Genomic DNA, 17,680 nt, shown 5'->3' with positions numbered 1-17,680 from the left:
ACGAGAAAAGGGGACGGATTTATTTTCAGAAAATAAATCCGTCCCCTTTTTTGCACAGCCTTGAGCATCAGTTGCGATAGCGTGCAGCCGGCTCACTGCGCGACAGATCAGGCATCAGCTTCTGGCGCGCCGCCTCGTAGGCATTCCAATCGGCGATCTCGGGAAGTGCCGGGATGGTGACGAACTCGCCTTGGTCGAGGCCGGACAGCGAAGCGTCCACCATGTCGTCCGCCCGCATCACAATCGCTTCCGGCAGGTGCTCCAGCGGTGTGCCGGCCACGCTCCAGAATTCGGTAGCCGTCGCGCCAGGCAGCACCACCTGGACCCGGACATGCTTGTCCGCCAATTCATGACGCAAGGATTGGCTGAACGCCAGGACGAAAGCCTTGGAGCCGCCGTAAACACCGTTCAACACCTCCGGGGCGATGGCTACGATCGAGGCGATGTTGATCAGCGTGCCGCCGCCACGGGCAACGAATCCCGGGACCGCCGCGTAAGTCAGTCGCATCAGCACGTTCACGTTGAGCGTGAGCAAGTCTTCGAGTTTGTCGACGTCCGAGTCCAGCAAGGGATGAGTCGCGCCAACCCCGGCATTGTTCACCAGCAGAGAAATGTTGGCGTCCGTTTTGAGACGATCTTCGACCCGTGCCAGATCGGTCCTGTCGGAAAGATCGGCAGCCAGAACTTCAACCTGACGGCCGGTTTCTTCACTCAGGCGCTCAGCCAAAACATTCAGGCGGTCGCGATTTCGCGCGACCAGAATCAGGTCATGGCCACGACGGGCCAGGCGTTCAGCGTAAATGGCACCGATGCCGGACGAAGCACCGGTGATCAGGGCGGTACCGAGGCGGGATTGAGTCATGTCGAGTCTCCAGGGTTGTGGGAAGTACTGGAGAACAGAATGCGACGGCTTGGCCATATCTCAAATGACGTATATGGTAGTGATTCAGGACAACCGAGAAAACACCATGCATCGCATCGGCTACTTGCTCACCGACGGTTTCCAGGTGCTCTCCCTGGCGACTCAAGCCGTTTTCGAGTTCGCCAATCAGATCACCGAAGAGCCCTTCTACAGCGTCGAGAATTTCTCACCGGACGGCGGCATGGTGCGCTCCTCGCTGGGGCTGGCCATGGAAACCCGCCCGCTTGAGGCGCCCGGACTGGCCGATACCTGGATCGTTGTCGGGGTCAACGATCCGGTAAAAACCGATACGGCCTCTGCGGTGCTCGATTTCGTGCGTCAGGCCGGCAATCAGGCGCGGCGCACCGTCGGCATCTGCACCGGCGGCTTCATCCTCGCCGAAGCAGGCCTGCTGACCGGACGCCGCGCCACGACCCACTGGGCCTACGCGCAGGCCTTGCAGAAGCGTCATCCCGAAATCAGCGTCGACGTTGACCGCATCTATATCGTCGACGGCCCCTTCTGGACCTCGGCGGGCATGACCGCCGGCCTCGACCTCGCCGTCGGCATGGTGGAAAAGGATCTGGGCGCCGACGTCGCCCGCTCGGTGGCGCACAAACTGGTGATGCACCAGCACCGCTCCGGCGGCCAGTCGCAGCATTCGGAAATGCTCGACCTCGCCCCCAAGTCCGACCGCATCCAAAGCGCGCTGAACTATGCACGACAGCATTTGAACCGACCGCTCAGTGTCGAAGAACTGGCCGACGTGGCGCACCTGAGCCCTCGCCAATTCACCCGCATATTCAGCGCAGAAACCGGCCAATCCCCCGCCAAAGCCATCGAAGGCCTGCGCCTGGAGGCCGCTCGATTGATGATCGAACAGAGCCGACACTCCCTCGATGTGGTGGCCAGCGAATCCGGTTTTCGCGATCGGCGCCACATGCGTGAAGCGTTCATTCGGGGGTTTGGCGTGCCTCCGCAGGCGGTGCGGCGGGATGCTCGCCAAGTGGTGGTCAAGCGGGCGGAAAGTTCAGAGCTCGCTGACTGACAAGGCTGTCGAACTGGATGCCGGTCTGATCCCAAGAACAAAAAAGCCCGCTCAACGGCGGGCTTTGTAATCGGTTTGTTCTAGGGTGCGTGGCTAAAACTCTTGCGCAGTTCGTGTTCCAGCTTCTGACAGGCATCTGCGATTACGCTTTTTCCGAGTGCCGGGCCAGAGTAGCTCTCTACCTCCTGGCGGCATCTGTCGATGGCATCCTGGACTTGGGCTTCTTCGTTGTTTTGCGGCTTGTCTCTCAGATAAACACCAAAAGCCCAGTACAAGGCGACGGCAGTCATGATTCCAACGAGAAGTTTGCTGGGGAGGCGCACTTTTCCTTCTGACCGTGGTGCCGCTTCCGGCGCAATCCGTACTTTCTGCCCAAGGTTGGATTGGCAGTGCTTGCATAAAATGGCGTCAGCCATGATGACTTCTGCGCAATAGGGACAATTCTTTTTTCCAGCCACCACAGATGAAACTCCCTTTTCAAAAACCGGATTCTATCATCGGGCCGGGAGCGGTCAGAGAGGCATCTTTGTTTTGTTGCCTTTGTTTTGAGATGTGCCGGAAAAATAGAGATATGGCCGAGGTCGTCAGTTATGCCTGACAACCTCGGCCATTTTCTTTCTGGTTATTGAGCGACAGCAATCAGCCGATCACGACTTCACCTCGACATGATCCAGCGCCTGATTCACCGCCAGCCCCGCAACCATGACCACCTGCGCGATTCCCAGTGCGGTTTTGCGATGGGCGGGTTCCAGGATGGCGGCGAAGTTGTTGAGCATTTCGGTGACTGAGCCTAGGGATTCGCTGGCGTTGGCCAGGAGGGATTCGCTGTTGTAGGCGGGGTTGGCCAGGAACATCGGGTCGTGTTTGTGGTGGCTGCCCATGATGCGTTGTTGCGGGGTGAGGTAGTGATCGAGGGCGCGTTCGGCGGCTTCGTTGAGGGTTCGGGAGTCGGGGAATTGGTAGGGGGAAACCGGGTCGGTTTCGGGTGGGTTGGGTGTTGGTTTGATCATAGATGTAACTCCAGGGTGAGAAAGTGGAGCCATCAACCTCGCTACCAAACGAGGGTGGTGGCCATACGGAGGTTGGTAGACCGGTCACCTGGATACCCGGCGCGTCCGAAGACGCCCTACGCATGGCCACCATAAAACAGAGGACGAAAGAGTCCCTGCAAACTGGTGTTGCGATGCGACAGGTAAACCGGGCTACCAAACCCGATCACTGTTTTTCAGTGACCCGGAAACGATAAAACCCGCGCCCCAGACGCACAAGCCGGCGGATTCTGGCGTAGTCGTAGGCAATGACGCAAGGTTGTGTAGCCTTGAGGGCGTAACGGATGGTGTCTTTTAAACGGGGATTGGGGGGATGGTTAAACGGGTGGATCAAGTCGGTCTTCATCCTTTGTTTTTTGACCGGCTGCTTTCGGCCAATAGCGGACGTTTGAGAGCTGCACCTCCCGGCCATAAGTGGACGTTGGCAAGCGATCACTATCGGCCAGGAGGTGATGGTCAGCCCAGGCGGCTACAGGTTACTAGTAGCGGTGGACAGCGTGATGGCAAATCAGTAGCGTGTCCTAGGCTGCTGCCGAATTCATCGGTAGACATCACGGCTTTTACGAAACTTTGCTAAACGTATAAGTGAAGTACGAATAGCTGGCGTCGGGCCTAGAGTTAGTCAGTAAACCGTTTTTTCAAAAGAAACTATAAGCTAAATGTACGAAGGTTGGGGCGCATAGCGAAATAGAACCTATAGGTATACCAATAACTAAATTCAATGATTTCGAGGTGGAAATTGAATACTGACACTACCGTACTATTACCTCAAGCTGCGAGAGGCATCATTGGGGATACCGCCTCTTACTGGGCATCTTTTTACTGCGCGATATTGAAAACTGTGCGCTATCAGAAAAACCTTACTTTTAATTGGGGTTATAGTTCAAGCTTACAAGACTATAAGGGCGCACTTAGAGAAAGTGGCTTCTTCGGAAAAATGGAAAATACAGTCTTAAACCATGCATTCGAATATGTCATGGTTGACTTCCTTAAAACAAAAACTGGAATCTCATACTTCAAAGAGTTATGTGCGAGCGTATTGAGCGAGTATGAAATTAAAGACTTTAACATAACCAAAATGAACATATTTAAGGTGGGCAATGATTCTGAATTTCATTTTGCCCAAAGAAACTATAACAAAACAAGAGTTTTGATGCTTCTACCTCGGGGGGTGAAGGCTTATCCAACAACTATAACCCCCGGATTGAGTCTGGATGAAACCTTAAAGAATTCTGATTTGTTTATATTGATTTCAAACGATGAAGAGACGATCGGATTTGTTGGAGAAGTTGAAGGGAATCACGGCGAATCCTTATTCCTGCCCTCGTACTACAAAGATAAACCAATGAAAGACAAGCATTGCACCTTTGGCATTGGTGTATCTGATAAGAACAAGCATGGAGATGATTCGATCAAAGGTGAAATAAGTCTAAATCGAAGCGAGGCTGTAGAGCGTTGGATCCTGCATTTTTCAAAATCTAATTGCTTTGCGAAAGATTATCGGCGCGCAGTTCGGAGTCTCAAGGGTTTAGTCGATGGACATTTCAGTCACCTTGAGGATATCGAGGATTCTGGTCACCAAAAAATACTCGACATGATCAAGTCGGGGTGGAACAAGGATATACTTGAATTAATTTCGACTCTCGAATTATTTGTGGACTATATATCTCCAGCGAACAATTACTACTACCAAGAAGTTGTAGGCGAAAAAATTCTGTATAGACCGTCGCCTCTTGTGATGCCCGATCAGTTTCCACTTTACTCCATTGATGAAGAGGCTGCGTCTCCTCAGTCAAGTTCCATTATCGTCATCTAAACTCTATTGAGTGTTTAATATGGCCGAATCTCGATCTTTAAAATATCGGCAACCATCGCCGTGACAATACGACTATCACTAGTAAGAACGCGACCAACTGCCGCTTGAACCTGCTTCTCCACTTGTTGTTCAAGGTAGAATTTTCCAAGGCGTGGGCATCCGATAAAAGACACACCACATGACTGCCGCCCCTCTAGCCTAGAGCCAGGACCGACACCTACCGGCTATTTTCCCATCGAAAGAAATGCTCGACTAAAAAACCATAGAGGCGCAGTCTCACAACTATGGGGCAGGCTCGTCAATCTGGCCAACGAAAACCAAGAACAACAATTAGTAGCACCATCAATACATAGTTAAATTTTCCGACTTCAAACTCTAAAAAACCGGAAAAAAATTGTCAGTCAAGCGAAGCAATCTGGTGTTTCATTACACCATGGAATATTGTAGAAATATAATTTAACGTCACCTTATTTACAAAGGAGAACAACAAATCAGAATCCACAATATCCTCTAGCCCAATATTATCGGAGCGAGAGTTTGAGTAATGGAAAAACCTATTTCTAAGTGTCACAAAAAAACTATGATACTCAAGGAATGGAATAGCCAATCTGTCAGGCCGAATTGTTGTGGCCGTGTATTTATCTGGTGCATTCCAACCGGCAACTTTCACCGCTAGAGCCGTAAAAATTGGCTCCCTATATTCCTGCCTTGTGGTAATTTCCACATCGATGGTTCGCGATAGTTCAGGAAGATCCTTAAAAAGGCTCACGATAAAATTCTTATGGAATTTTAGCTCACCAACATTTCCGTCTGAATCATGACTCATCCATTTTCTGAGATTTTCAAACGTACCAACGTAATCCTTAGTCCGCGACGCATAGATCATCGGAAAAGCATATGAAAGATGCTCGTAGGCCCGATACAAATGCACGAAAGAAGCTGTATGGCGTTCGTTTTGTTCATGATAAATACAACTAGCCAACTCATTTAAGAAAGGCTTATAGAACTTGCGATTAGTCCAGGCCGTCTTTTTTATTAGACGCTCATAATCAGTTAGGCTCAGACCTTCATCGAACTCATTTAGAAAGGACAAATCATAGGTATCATTCTGCCGCGCATCACTGTAGAAGTAGTTCTTTGAAATAACCATACTTTCATCGGTGTTCAAGTTTGTGACTTGACAACTTCCCGACAAAACACGAAATATCACAGGGAACTCAGCAACACCTGGATGAATAAAAAATGGAGATTCAGCCGTAAGTGGAGAGCCAGCGCACTCAGAAAACTCGTAGCTAATAGTCTTCATCTATGCCGTTGTCTCATCCGAAAAATACGAAAGAAGCTCAATATCACTCGAATCCTTGAGCTCACTGATCTTCTCAATGTACTTCTTACTCAGCTCACGACGATACTTGCCAAGGTTTACTTTTGCCGCATCAATCGACTTAAACGCAGCATCAAATTTTTCGACAGCTTCACCAAACTCATCAGCGCTAATTCCCGTAAGCGCGTCATATGACGACTTCACCCCTACACAAAACCCAATGAAGTTATTCTGAGTTTTTAGCCAGCTCTTCCCACTTTCGTTCACCGAAAATTTGTCCACTAACTCAAGCACCTGCTGAAACTCAAGCCCGTTCTCAACAACCGCAGTAGCCATGATATTACCAACTATAATCTCATCCATTTTTTCGCTGATGATTTTATTGTTTTCATTGTGAACGCTATTTGTAAAGAACGCCAAATAACCTTTGGAAATATCCGCAAGATTGAAGGCGCCCCGCTTGATTTTTTCGCCCCTATCTTTTTCCGACTGGACTTCGATATCCAAAGCTTCGAAATCAAACAACTCTTCAGTGAGCACTTCAATCTGATGTCGAGGAGTCATCGGGCGCTGCCCGTTATTTAACGTAATCATCCGATACAAGAGCATATCTTTATTGCCGGAAATGACAACACTTAGGTAAAGCGCTTTATCGGCCGGAAAATCTTCGTCATCCTTAATGCTATTAAGCGTATTCAACCGCTGCATACCATCCAGGACATATCCTTTGTCGATATTCTCATTCGCGTAGGTTTCTGAATTCTGCACTGAATCAAATGCAGAAGTGTCTGGATCCACCAATGCGAGAGTAATAGCAGGCATTAAACAGCCTTTAAGCAAGTCATTACGCAACCGATCATAGAAAGCTGGATTCTGAATTTTGCGCTGCGCAGCAAAACGATTGATCAAAGGAAAAATATGATCAATGGCATACCCGTAAGTGGTTTGCCCAGTCAGTACGACGCTTTTAATTACTGCGTCATATTCTTGTGTAAAAATCTGAATGCTCATCGAAATCCCTTCCCCCAAATGGGCAATCATAGACTCTAGTACGCCATGGGTAAAGATGACTTTTATGGAAACACGCTGGCGGTGTCGCCAAGCAGCAAAACGTGAGATGTCTGACGATTGAACTACCCCACCTTTCGCTATCATGCGAGACCCTAGCGCCCCCAAGGACATTAATCACGTTTTATACCGGCGACCAGCGATTAATGTCTTAGATCGGTTTTAGTTTTTAATGGTCACTGGCGCCTTCAATTATCGGGTAAAGTGTTCATTTCGAACTAGATTCAAAACCTCAGAAAAACAACTAATCAAAACTAGCAGACTGAATCGTCCCGGGTTTCGTAGATACTACTAAGCCTCAACAGAGGCCTGCTAGGGCACCCTGCGTAACAGTCTGCTTTTGGCCGGTAGCGGACATCGTTACACGACTGCTGATGGCCATAAACGGACAGTAGCAATGTGGCCGTATCCGGCCAAAAGCGGTCAGCCAGAGTTGCGTGCACGGACGGCAATCATAGGAGCGCGCGCCCCCATTTCTGCGAGTATTAAAGAATTAAACCCGATCTGTATCTATTCGCGTTTTTGCCACCTCGCTACGATTCATTCTCCTCCCTGGACCGAGACAACCATGCAACTCACCGACATTCCATTTGGCACCACCGATTGGTCGAAAATAGAACCCACCTTTCATCCCGGCGAAACTGGTACGGCGCTCTGGCGCACCTGTCAATTCGGCACTGCAAGAGTCCGAATGGTTGAATACAGCCCTGGCTATCTTGCCGATCATTGGTGCTACAAAGGGCATATTCTGCTCTGCCTCGACGGGCGATTGGAGACCGAACTCGATGATGGTCGCACGTTCACTTTGACTGCAGGAATGAGCTATCAGGTGGCCGACAACGCAGAGGCTCACCGGTCGTCGACCGCCATTGGTGCTAGATTGTTCATCGTGGATTGAGGCTTGAACAGGGAGGACGGCTTCTGGCCGACCACTTCCAGTTACGATGGGCGCGAGTCGGCCAGAAGCGGATCCACGGCGTCACTACTTAGACACGTGTCAAACCCATCAGGTTTTATGGAGATCCAGGCACGCCTTTACGTGTGCTGTCAGTCCATTGAAATCTTCATATGCCAAATCTAAATAGCCAGGATCGACTCGTTCGAGGTACTGCCAGACGGGAAGGTTCACATTCGCGGCCTGACGCTTGAGCAGGCCGGTGCGTTCGAGGCAAATTTCCCAGTTGGTGCCTGGCAGGGAGTCTCTGATATGGGCAATCAGCAGCCAACGCTCATGGCCTTCATAACTTGAAACAGCCGCGTCCAGGCGTTTCATCGTGGCATCGTCTTCCTGTGCGAAACGAAAGGCCACCCAAGGTAGACCGCCAGGAACATCTACAAATTCGCGACCATTCCAGGTCTGGGCTATCCGCGAACCGTATCGCCTCCATGCCAGAGCGCCCAGATCCTCGAGGACATTCAGCAATTCACCTTCGGGACGCTGTATTCGCAAGACATCGCCACCTGTCATTTTTTTGCGCCAAATAATTGATTACCCGCTTTTTTACACTGTGTATGAAGGAATGCAACGCGTATTTGTATTGGATAGTTAGCAGCCAATAGCGACCATGGCCTTCCGGCCGACAGTCGTGTTGTGTCAATGTCCGCTTCTGGCCGAAAGCAGACATTGAGTTTCCTGGCGTAGAACGGCTCTTTGTTTAAACAATACAGCCGTTTCTTTCAATTAATGATTAGCCACCATTGCAACCACGCTCTCCCGCGTAAATTTCGAAGTCCGGCCAAAATCCCAAAACCCCACCGCCCCCTGCGAAACCTCAACAACCACTCGCAGCTCATCGAACGAGCCTTTCACTCGACAATACCCCCCCACCTTCATCTCGTCACACTCCTTTGCACCTGCCGACCAAGTCGCTCCAAAAGCCATATGTCTCGCCAACCACTTCTCCGCCCGCAATGAAGCAACCGGAGTATTCTTGATGGTTCGTTCGATGCTGTCATGCAGTGCCGTACTCGCTTGCCCATCAGCGGCGATAGCCGGCATGAGCGCCAAAAACAAAGCGTTGGCTTGCAACTTGGGAGTCCTTTCGTAGTAATCCCAGATCGGATTGAAATGATCTGTCATTTCGTCCCCCAGATCCCACGCAAGCCAAACAAGCAACGCCCTCAGCTGCATCGTCTCTTCAGCAGAATCACCGGCAGCCTCGTCGATCGCCTCAAGCAATCTTGTTTCCGATCCCAGCAGATACTTCAGGCTTCCATCAAGCAGTTCGCGGCGGTCATCCTCTTCGACTAACGATTGCCCAGTGGCCGCCCACCGTTTCAGCTTATCCAAATGGCGCAACTCTCGAATCAGAGCCAACACCGCAATCAATTGAATTGGAGCTACAAGCTGTCGCGACTCATCCCTACTCGCCAGCTCCAATTGTGCGATCATTTTTCTGCACAACGATCGAGCCTTCTTCGAGACTATGTACGCAATATCGGTATCTGAAACCTCGGGTTCCTCGGCAGGCAGCTCATCGTCATTCTCAGACAGCTCATCCTCCTGCCCCACCTGCTCTTCTTCGGTTCGTCCTGCGTGATCGACTCCATTGCTTTGCGTCTCAAGTCCCTCATTCAAACGTCGCAACAACATATCGATCAAAAAGGCTAAATCACCAGACTTCAAGAGCTGCGGTTTGTGTTTGCTGTCGTTCATTTCGCTGATGCCGATCGCCAGGGTATCCGGTGGTAAATCTGCGGTAGCGCCATCCTTCCTTGCGCGATGTTCACGGATAGCCTCCTCAATCTCGCGATCAGTCTGATCAGCAAAAATAACTCGCCCAACAGTGGCAATGAGCTTAGCAATATTGGGATCACTCGATCCTAATTCGCTAAGCGCTGAACGAATCTGCTCACGCCTGGAAGGATGTGCGACCGCTTCAATCACGGAGGGATGCAGAATCATTGCACGAGCAACAGGGCAGCCATCCTCTTCAAGAAGGCAGGAACGAATGTCCGTAGACTTGACTGTCGTACTGAACGCGATCTCCTCATCGCTACAGTCGATCACATAGACTCGCTGCAATACTTCGCCGTTGGTATCGAGCAATACAGCCCCGGTTACATTGTGGTCAGTTCCACGGGCAGCAATGCATATCTGCCCCTGAGGACCGGAAACACCTGAAAGGATCGGCAGCCCCTCGTCTTGATGCGTTATCTCTTTGAGCAAATTCCGCTGACGAATCTGGACGAATGCCTCTTCATCCAGCTCAGGCAAATCAAACAGCCTACTCATCCATGTGGACTTAGCAGTCTCGCGAGCCAGATCACCGCGCAGCAATAGAACGGCTTCAACGTTGCCAACCCCTTCGCCACCCATCCAAGCTGGACGACTGGGGTTGGCACTGCCACTGACAAACACGTCGCCGGCAGAATGATCGCATTCAAAGTAAAAAATCTTCGCATGCAGATAGCGAACCTGAGGTCCCCACAACTTACTCACATCAACGTGCCGCGCGCCTTCGACGTCAAAAGCACCCGGATGCTGCACCGTCTCGGGGTCAATACCGACTACAACCTCAGCTTCAGGCCAGCGACGATTCAGTTCCTGAATTAGTAGTAGCTTGGGATCGAAGAATGCCCCCAAGACTGCGATCTTTTTCACCGGTGCAGTGAGATGCTCGGCAACTTGGTCTATGAGTGAACGAGAGCCAGCGCCCTGTCCTAGCAAAGTCGACTGGACGACAGTAGGTAACGAGTTAGGGATTAAAGGTGTGACGAAGCGACTGATCGCCAATGCAGATTCCATAATCGGCGCCGGCACCTTGCCATGCTCCAAGCTGATCCACTCTCGAAGCATTTGCCAAAGCGATCTGAGTATGGCGGCTCCCTCACCATCCTTCACGCCTCCCACTTCAATCCAGTTGGTCATCTCGCGATTAATGCCCAGTCCGGACAGCGTAAGGTTATGACTACCAATCAAGATCGAGGCTTTCTTTACCCCTAACAGCAGGCAGACTTTTGGGTGGAAGGCGCCACTCACCCCAATTGGCAAAAGCGTGTAGGCATATCCAGCCGTACGAGGTCGAGTGGCTTGACTCCCCAGGAAACGGCACATTGCTGGCGATCCATCAGCACCACATTGTGTCGACATCCCGCACTCACTAGCTTGCGCAGCAACACTTCCTCGTAAAACGGCAGTGTCGCGTTGTAGGTGGTGATCAGCGAAGCTTCATACCCTCCTCGCTTGATCACTTCCAGAATCGAAACGGCTTCAGACACTGGCCACCTCCATCAGACGTCTACCCGGATCGGTGAGTCGTGTCCTACCTCCATCACGAGTCAACAGCCCCAGGTCTCGCAAGATTCGTACTGCCTGCCTGAATCGAGGTGTGGTCTGAGTGGGGACTGGAACGTGAACGCAGGCGACCTCCACCCCAAGCTCCGACGGGTGAAGCTGGAACGTTGATCGACCTGACTGCCTGAGTTTGCGCAGCGCCACACGCAGGTGAGTATTCATGCACCAAAGCATCAAATCGCTCGTCACATTCCGCACTGACATCGTCTGCCAATCGGCGGCACAATGACGGAAGCTAACCAAATTAATTGGGTAATCCCGCAATGAATCCGCAGTAATCGCCAAGCCTGAATAGGGTTGCTTCGTCAAATCATCGCGAGCAACGAGGATGGCCAATAGCTCAAGGCTTCTGGCGAGTAATAGCGGGGCTTCAACGCCACCACGCCAACCAGCAATCAAGTGCTTGCCGAGTTGAATTTCGTGTCCCATGTCTCCCCAATCAGCTAAAGTCGGCCCCAACACGCTCGCGTGCTCCACAAGGTCTGCGAAGGTCTCGTACTCGAGCTCATTCAAGACTTCATCCATCTTGTCAGAGCTAACAAACCAATCAGCGAAGGCTTCAATCGAGCTGAACTTCCCTCGTTCATCGGACGTCTGCGGCTGTAGCTCCGTTAAACAAATCGAGAGGATGGTCTGAAACGCCACAGAGAGAAGATCGTTACGCACATAGACGACCCAAAGTGCACAGGTACTTTGCAGCGTCGGAGGGATAGTCCAGGGCAGCCCTCCGGGCAATACGCCGGTGTAGGCGCAAGCACGAAAAACCTCTTCAGAGAGATCCTCGTCATCCGGAAGAGCACTCGCCAGTTGCTGGATCAGTGCCAAGCTCCGGCGGCGTTGCTCGCCCTCCTCTCCATACCGAAATTTTCCATCGAAAAAGATATCGGTCAGGTGCTGGCACTCCGCGGGACTTGAAGGGATGTTGCAAGCGCAAAAACCACTGAGTTCATCCAGATCCGCCAGCGTGATCTCGTCACCTTCAATCTTCTCCCAGAAAAGCTTTCCTGCAACGTTTGTATCGAAGTCTTGCGCCAATAGACTGCCGTATTCCGTGCTGTACCTGGTCCATGAGGTTGTAGACGACTGCATGATCATCAGATTGGCCAAGGTGCCTGCGTAGTACTGAGAAAGCCCTCCCAACCTGTTTACAAAATACCGGTCCACCAAGTCTGCGGTCGTTGCGTACTGAGATAAACGTAGAGCCCCCCCAGCACTCAAGCGAGTCAATGCTGTAATGAGCTTGTTGCGGCCAACCATCGCTATGCCATGTCGTTCATCATCTTGATCATCGACGTGGGAGTGTCGCTCGGCAATCAGCGTGAACAAGCAATCTGCTCGCCGGAAACGCTCAACAAAATGTGCAGGGTTGTCTTTTGAATAGCGCTGGTCGTATGACCAAACCAGCCAAGGATAGAAAGAGTAGTAACGTGCCCGATCGGTCACGTTAGTGATGCCTGGGAGCAACTGGCCATAGATCATTCCACAGGGCGCCTGCGTGCCTAGGTGATCGATCCCTTTACTTGCGTAGGGCGGTTTCAACCACCCGGTGGTGAGTTTCATTGACGTTTAATCCTTCAAGACGCCGGATAGCTTTTCAGATTGTCATCGGTATAGTGGCATAGAGCCATTCAAAAATGACAAGGATGTTCCGTTGAAGTATCTGTTCGATCTGTTCAAGTCCTATGCCGCCACATTGCTACAAGTCACCATTACCCTTGGCGTCATCGTGATTTTCAGCTATTGGGCGTTCATCATCAATTTTTACCCGACTGGCATAACGATTAGCGAAAGCTTGCTCTTCGTCTTTGCGGCGATGATGTTCGGAATCTTCTACGGTCTCTGGTACTTAGTCGCACTGGGGGCGGTACATGGGCTTTTCCACTGGTGTTCGGAAAAGATCAAGTTCGACTGGGGCCTCTTAATTGTCGGCCTCGCGTCGGCACTGGTACTCGGCATCGCTGCCTTGGAAACCCGAAATGTGAAGGTATTGGCTCCTCTCCTAGGTGCGATGATCCTTTTGATAATTCTTTGGTACTGGAAACCCCTCCCGCTTTACACACCTGTGGCGCGAGTGCAAGAACACCAACGCTTAAAAATTCTGATCATAACGATTGCAATCGTGTTACCAATAATCGTCGTACCCGACCTAACAGCGAACATCATTTCCAACTCCATGCAGCGTCTTGGCTTCCGGCAAATGGATGTATCGGTCACCCTTGATTCGACGAATCAGAACATCGTAAAGAGCGTCGTGGACGAGCTAAACATCACACTAAATAGCTGTGGGAACAACAGTCACCCCGAGCAGGTTGTGCACCATGTGAATGTCCTCTGGCATGGAATGGGCGAACGCACACTGATCGAGATGCCATTTCTCACTGACAGCAGCGGGTCTCCGTATCAGTTCGAATTGAATAGAGCGGGCGTGAATGTCGTTCGACGTCCGGGTGACAAGGCAGGTGTTCCGTTGTGCTTTACGCTCGGTAATGATTTGCTGTTCGAAAGCTTAGCTTCTACCCTGACGCCAGAAGGAACTGCAACCCTAACGGCCTTTGCAGCGAAAGTGAAAGGTTACCTGGAAGAGTCAAAGCGCCAAGTCGTCGCGATCACCGTCACAGGCCATACTGATCGGAACCCGGTCCTTGCTTCTAACGACAGCAACCACCAGCTGTCACGTCGCCGGGCAGAAAGTGTCGTCGAGCAGCTCAAAACCCTTGGGGCCACATTGCCAATTAATATCAAGGCGGCGGGGTCGCAAAAGCCGGTTTCGAGTTGTGCACGTAATCTTCCCAAGTCAGAACTCAAGGAGTGCCTCGCAATGGATCGTCGTGTGCAGATCGTCATCCAGACGAAAGCGTTGTAATGGACTCGTGCGGCAAACGCAAAGTGGAAATAGGTATTTCGCGTGTCGTACAGTCCGCCACCTATAAAAGCCAATCACTATTTGCCGCATTTGGAATGATGAGCAATGCAACGTTTCGTACGTAGTAAAATTTCTCAAAAAAAATTCAAGATAGGAAATTCAGCACCAAAAAAGTGGGGATAGATTTACTTTCACTACCCCCGTCTCCATTTACAAAAAAAGGCCTGACTCTCAAGAAGAAACGTCCTCAACGCTTCAACTCAACAGCCAGGCCCGTACATCAATACTAACTACTAATTCCTAGTATCGAACCCACCATAGATATTGGCACTACTTTGTGAAGACCCTCGATTACTGTAGGTAGTGTTTTGTCCGCCATAAATATTGGCGCTACTTTGCGACGTACTGCCATTGCTGTAGTGAGTATCCTGCCCGCCATAAATATTGGCACTGCTTTGCGACGTAGTGCCATCGCTGTAGTGAGTGTCCTGCCCGCCATAAATGTTTGCACTGCTTTGCGAGGTGCGGCCATTGCTATAATGGGTATCTTGTCCGCCATAGATATTCTTGCTGCTGGAAGAGGTCGTACCATCATCGTAGCTACACTCGTACCCACCATAGATATTGGCACTGCAAGAATCTGCAAGGGCTTGATACAGCGGCATAACAGACAAGACTGCCCCCAACAAAGCCATCTTAAGCTTCATGAAAACTCCCTGAAAGAAAACTCGATATCACCGGAAAGATCATTAGGTCGCGCGACCACGCACGAACACTTGAGTTATTGGCGAGCAAGAAAACATGAGGAATTTAGTGAATGAAGCTCCTTGATCAAGTCCTGAGAAACTGGACCGCTATCGATACTCTCCAACCCGCAAAAGTGGCAGCGTGCCATTATCTATACAGACTGAGCACCACACTCTAAGTTTCCGCGTGAAAAAAATATTTTCAAACCGCAACTCCCGCACTTCATGCAACTCCCTGACGGGTAATGGGCACGACGCTCGAATGACAGTTTGGGCTGTTAACAGCCCTTCAAAAAACGCCAACAGAGCAAAGAGTCATCCCCCACCTATCGCCCCCCAGCAACCCGCTCCGCAACCCACGCTCGGCTGCCAACCCCAGCGGAAAATGAATCACCCCATGCGCCGTTTCCGGCAATAAATGCACTTCCACGTCCGGCCGACTCGCCCACGACAATAACGGGCAGGTTCGCAAACTCGCGGCAGTCATCGCTCAGCAGCCAGCGAGCCGCCGTGAGGCAGTCCTGCATCACGCCTTCGATCGGCGTCGAGACCACAAGCCGATAATCGACCGAGACCACTGCCACGTCGCAGACTTTCACAATGGAGATGTTGAGATGATCGTTCATCTGCGCATTGCCGATGACCCAGCCGCCACGGAAATCCAGCACCACGCCTTTGGCCTTTGTCTTTGGCCTTTGTCTTTGGCCGAATGATCCGCACCGGTACTGATGCGCCGTCGACGCCAACCACTTTGTGTTCGGCCTCGAGTCCGTGCTTGAGCAACTTTCTCGCACCGCCCAATTGGCTGAGGCGCAACAGCAACTGAATCGCCCGTGGTGTGATGCGATGCGATTGCGGATGCGAAAGCACGACAGCCGGGCAAGTTTCTTGTTGAACGCGCGTAACTGCGTCCCCATTTTTTTGATAGTCGAAGATGGTAATGAGCAAAGCCTCTTCATATTAGATGGCTACTTGCGTTGTGTGTGATCCAAGCTTTAATTAAAGAAGAAAGTTCCATCGCTCCACACAATTTGTCTTTAAAAGTGCCGACCTGAAGGGATGAATGATGAGTCGATATGCGATGCTTTTGGTAATGCTCAGCCTTAACTCCTACTCGTATCATGCAGTAGCAGAATCGCCAACTAAAAGCAGTCATCTGGACCAAGCGGAGGCTCCAGATCCGAATTATGTTGGGCCAGTTTTTAAGCCAAGCTTTGATTTTCCTCCAGCATTGCCAGCGGCCGAACCCCACCCTTGGGAAAAAATTTCCTTTAAGTTGAACCCTGAGCTCTATATGGCGGCCGTATTGCAATATGCGCTTGAGGGGCAGGACAGGTCCCGGTGGGCGGTGGAAAAAAACCCTGTGCGCAAGTGGTATCACGCGCCTTGGATGGGGCCTGGCGGGAAGGGGCGCGAGTACATTAACGGGCTTACATCTGAGCGCCGGTCACAGCCAAAAGAGCTTGGGCCCAATCATACAAAGTGCCGGCAAAACTGGGCAGTTGGATTCTACAACCCCCTCGGAGGGTACACATTGGGGCGTTTCTGGGCACCGATAGTGAGTGGAACTTCACAGGAGCCCGACTATTCAGCATTGCCATTTCCTCCTGGTACCGTGGTAGTGAAATTCCTTTACACACAAGCAGATACTACAGATCTGTCTTCTCTTTCAGGAGCGCCAACAATTCAGGCTAGAATTATCGAGGATCCCAATCCGGATGATGATAAATGCCCGGCCGACAATATAAATGGAGTGCCAGCTAAAAGAATCGAAGCTACTTTACGGCTACTTCAGGTTGATATCGGTGTGCGCGATAGTAGTGCCAATGATGCATCAGGCTGGGTATTTGGAACGTTCTTCTACGATGGGACACAACCTGGGTCAGACCCTTGGAAAAAGTTGCGGCCCGTCGGTCTGATGTGGGGCAATGACCACGCTCTCACTGACGAAATGGCGAGTAATCAGGAAAAACCGAAAGAAGGGATCGTTTTGTCAACATTCGATTTCAAACGGAATTTCGGTCGAGGTGGCAGGATGAACGGACCAGTCGACAACCCAAACTCGTCTTGTCTCTCCTGTCACATGACAGCTCAAAAAAATCCACCTGGCATGACTGCTCCAGATGGAGCTAATTGGTCAATTGCTCGGTGCTGGTTCAGGACCCTTAAACCAACTGAAGCATTTGGAATGCAGCCTAGCGAAGGAGAGTGTGGCGAGGCTAAGAAAGGCCAAGCTTCCTTAGATTACTCACTCCAGCTTTCAGCCGGGCTCCGCAATTATGAGATTGCTCTTGCCAATACTAATCGCGGAGGTATAGAAATTTTGGGTACAAAGTTTTTCCAGAGTCCGCTGCTGAGCCCAGACCAGACTGTAAAACTTAATGGGCTCATAAGTGCACCAATATCCCGAGAGGGTGACAAATAACGCGGTGTAGGGACGAAAAAAACCGGAGGCTGGCCCTTCCAGGGTAATTGAAAAAATCAGAAAAGGGGGCTGATGTATTTCTCAGAAAATAAATCAGCCCCCTTTTCTGCACATGTGCTGAAAGGCATTTCGCGATAAATAAC

The 17,680-nt window shown here is 50.9% G+C and carries 15 protein-coding genes and 1 pseudogene; 5 read left to right on the top strand and 11 right to left on the bottom strand.

Annotated elements, in window-relative coordinates:
- Window positions 1–67 precede the first annotated feature (67 nt).
- Window positions 68–862: an SDR family NAD(P)-dependent oxidoreductase gene (locus IF199_RS12150; protein ID WP_192560521.1), complete on the bottom strand. Its 795-nt coding sequence runs from the start codon at window positions 860–862 to the stop codon at window positions 68–70.
- 106 nt (window positions 863–968) lie between these two features.
- On the opposite strand from IF199_RS12150, the gene IF199_RS12145 reads away from it, so the two are divergent.
- Window positions 969–1,949: a GlxA family transcriptional regulator gene (locus IF199_RS12145; RefSeq protein WP_192560939.1), complete on the top strand. Its 981-nt coding sequence runs from the start codon at window positions 969–971 to the stop codon at window positions 1,947–1,949.
- 80 nt (window positions 1,950–2,029) lie between these two features.
- On the opposite strand, the gene IF199_RS12140 is transcribed toward IF199_RS12145, so the two are convergent.
- Both IF199_RS12140 and IF199_RS12135 read right to left on the bottom strand, forming a co-directional pair.
- On the bottom strand, window positions 2,030–2,365 hold the full coding sequence (locus IF199_RS12140; RefSeq protein WP_244142460.1) for a hypothetical protein: 336 nt from the start codon (window positions 2,363–2,365) through the stop codon (window positions 2,030–2,032).
- Window positions 2,366–2,596: 231 nt separating this feature from the next.
- A complete protein-coding gene (locus IF199_RS12135; protein ID WP_192560519.1) occupies window positions 2,597–2,959 on the bottom strand; it encodes a DUF6124 family protein in 363 nt (120 codons plus the stop codon).
- A gap of 778 nt (window positions 2,960–3,737) precedes the next feature.
- On the opposite strand from IF199_RS12135, the gene IF199_RS12130 reads away from it, so the two are divergent.
- Window positions 3,738–4,814: a hypothetical protein gene (locus IF199_RS12130; protein WP_192560518.1), complete on the top strand. Its 1,077-nt coding sequence runs from the start codon at window positions 3,738–3,740 to the stop codon at window positions 4,812–4,814.
- A gap of 397 nt (window positions 4,815–5,211) precedes the next feature.
- Here the strand turns inward: IF199_RS12130 and IF199_RS12125 are convergent, their stop codons facing one another.
- Both IF199_RS12125 and IF199_RS12120 read right to left on the bottom strand, forming a co-directional pair.
- Window positions 5,212–6,120 (bottom strand): hypothetical protein, encoded by a 909-nt coding sequence (locus IF199_RS12125; RefSeq protein ID WP_192560517.1) that lies wholly within the window; start codon window positions 6,118–6,120, stop codon window positions 5,212–5,214.
- A complete protein-coding gene (locus tag IF199_RS12120) occupies window positions 6,121–7,293 on the bottom strand; it encodes a hypothetical protein (RefSeq protein WP_192560516.1) in 1,173 nt (390 codons plus the stop codon).
- A 481-nt stretch (window positions 7,294–7,774) separates the two neighbouring features.
- Here IF199_RS12120 and IF199_RS12115 point away from each other — a divergent pair, with 481 nt between their 5' ends.
- Window positions 7,775–8,104, top strand: a complete 330-nt coding sequence (locus IF199_RS12115) for a DHCW motif cupin fold protein (RefSeq protein ID WP_096821754.1) — start codon at window positions 7,775–7,777, stop codon at window positions 8,102–8,104.
- Window positions 8,105–8,212: 108 nt separating this feature from the next.
- Here IF199_RS12115 and IF199_RS12110 read toward each other — a convergent pair whose 3' ends face one another.
- From IF199_RS12110 to IF199_RS12095, 4 genes are all read right to left on the bottom strand, one after another.
- On the bottom strand, window positions 8,213–8,674 hold the full coding sequence (locus IF199_RS12110; protein ID WP_141401794.1) for a hypothetical protein: 462 nt from the start codon (window positions 8,672–8,674) through the stop codon (window positions 8,213–8,215).
- A gap of 213 nt (window positions 8,675–8,887) precedes the next feature.
- On the bottom strand, window positions 8,888–11,128 hold the full coding sequence (locus tag IF199_RS12105) for a phospholipase D-like domain-containing protein (RefSeq protein WP_192560515.1): 2,241 nt from the start codon (window positions 11,126–11,128) through the stop codon (window positions 8,888–8,890).
- Between the two features lie 56 nt (window positions 11,129–11,184).
- A complete protein-coding gene (locus IF199_RS12100) occupies window positions 11,185–11,427 on the bottom strand; it encodes a hypothetical protein (RefSeq protein ID WP_192560514.1) in 243 nt (80 codons plus the stop codon).
- A complete protein-coding gene (locus IF199_RS12095) occupies window positions 11,420–13,063 on the bottom strand; it encodes a hypothetical protein (RefSeq protein WP_192560513.1) in 1,644 nt (547 codons plus the stop codon). Before IF199_RS12095 ends, IF199_RS12100 begins: the two co-directional genes overlap by 8 nt.
- A 91-nt stretch (window positions 13,064–13,154) precedes the next feature.
- On the opposite strand from IF199_RS12095, the gene IF199_RS12090 reads away from it, so the two are divergent.
- Entirely contained in the window at window positions 13,155–14,366 is a 1,212-nt protein-coding gene (locus IF199_RS12090; protein WP_192560512.1) for an OmpA family protein, read from the top strand.
- Between the two features lie 293 nt (window positions 14,367–14,659).
- Here the strand turns inward: IF199_RS12090 and IF199_RS12085 are convergent, their stop codons facing one another.
- Both IF199_RS12085 and IF199_RS12080 read right to left on the bottom strand, forming a co-directional pair.
- Window positions 14,660–15,073, bottom strand: coding sequence for a hypothetical protein (locus IF199_RS12085; RefSeq protein WP_192560511.1), 414 nt, complete (start codon window positions 15,071–15,073; stop codon window positions 14,660–14,662).
- Window positions 15,074–15,543: 470 nt separating this feature from the next.
- Window positions 15,544–16,029 (bottom strand): annotated as a pseudogene (locus tag IF199_RS12080) (alpha/beta hydrolase fold domain-containing protein); the annotation flags it as partial.
- Window positions 16,030–16,175: 146 nt separating this feature from the next.
- Here IF199_RS12080 and IF199_RS12075 point away from each other — a divergent pair.
- On the top strand, window positions 16,176–17,537 hold the full coding sequence (locus tag IF199_RS12075; RefSeq protein WP_192560510.1) for a hypothetical protein: 1,362 nt from the start codon (window positions 16,176–16,178) through the stop codon (window positions 17,535–17,537).
- Window positions 17,538–17,680: the final 143 nt, after the last annotated feature.

This window comes from Pseudomonas allokribbensis (genome assembly GCF_014863605.1).
GTDB classification, from domain to species: Bacteria; Pseudomonadota; Gammaproteobacteria; order Pseudomonadales; family Pseudomonadaceae; genus Aquipseudomonas; species Aquipseudomonas allokribbensis.
This window is presented reverse-complemented; position numbering and strand designations above follow the sequence as displayed.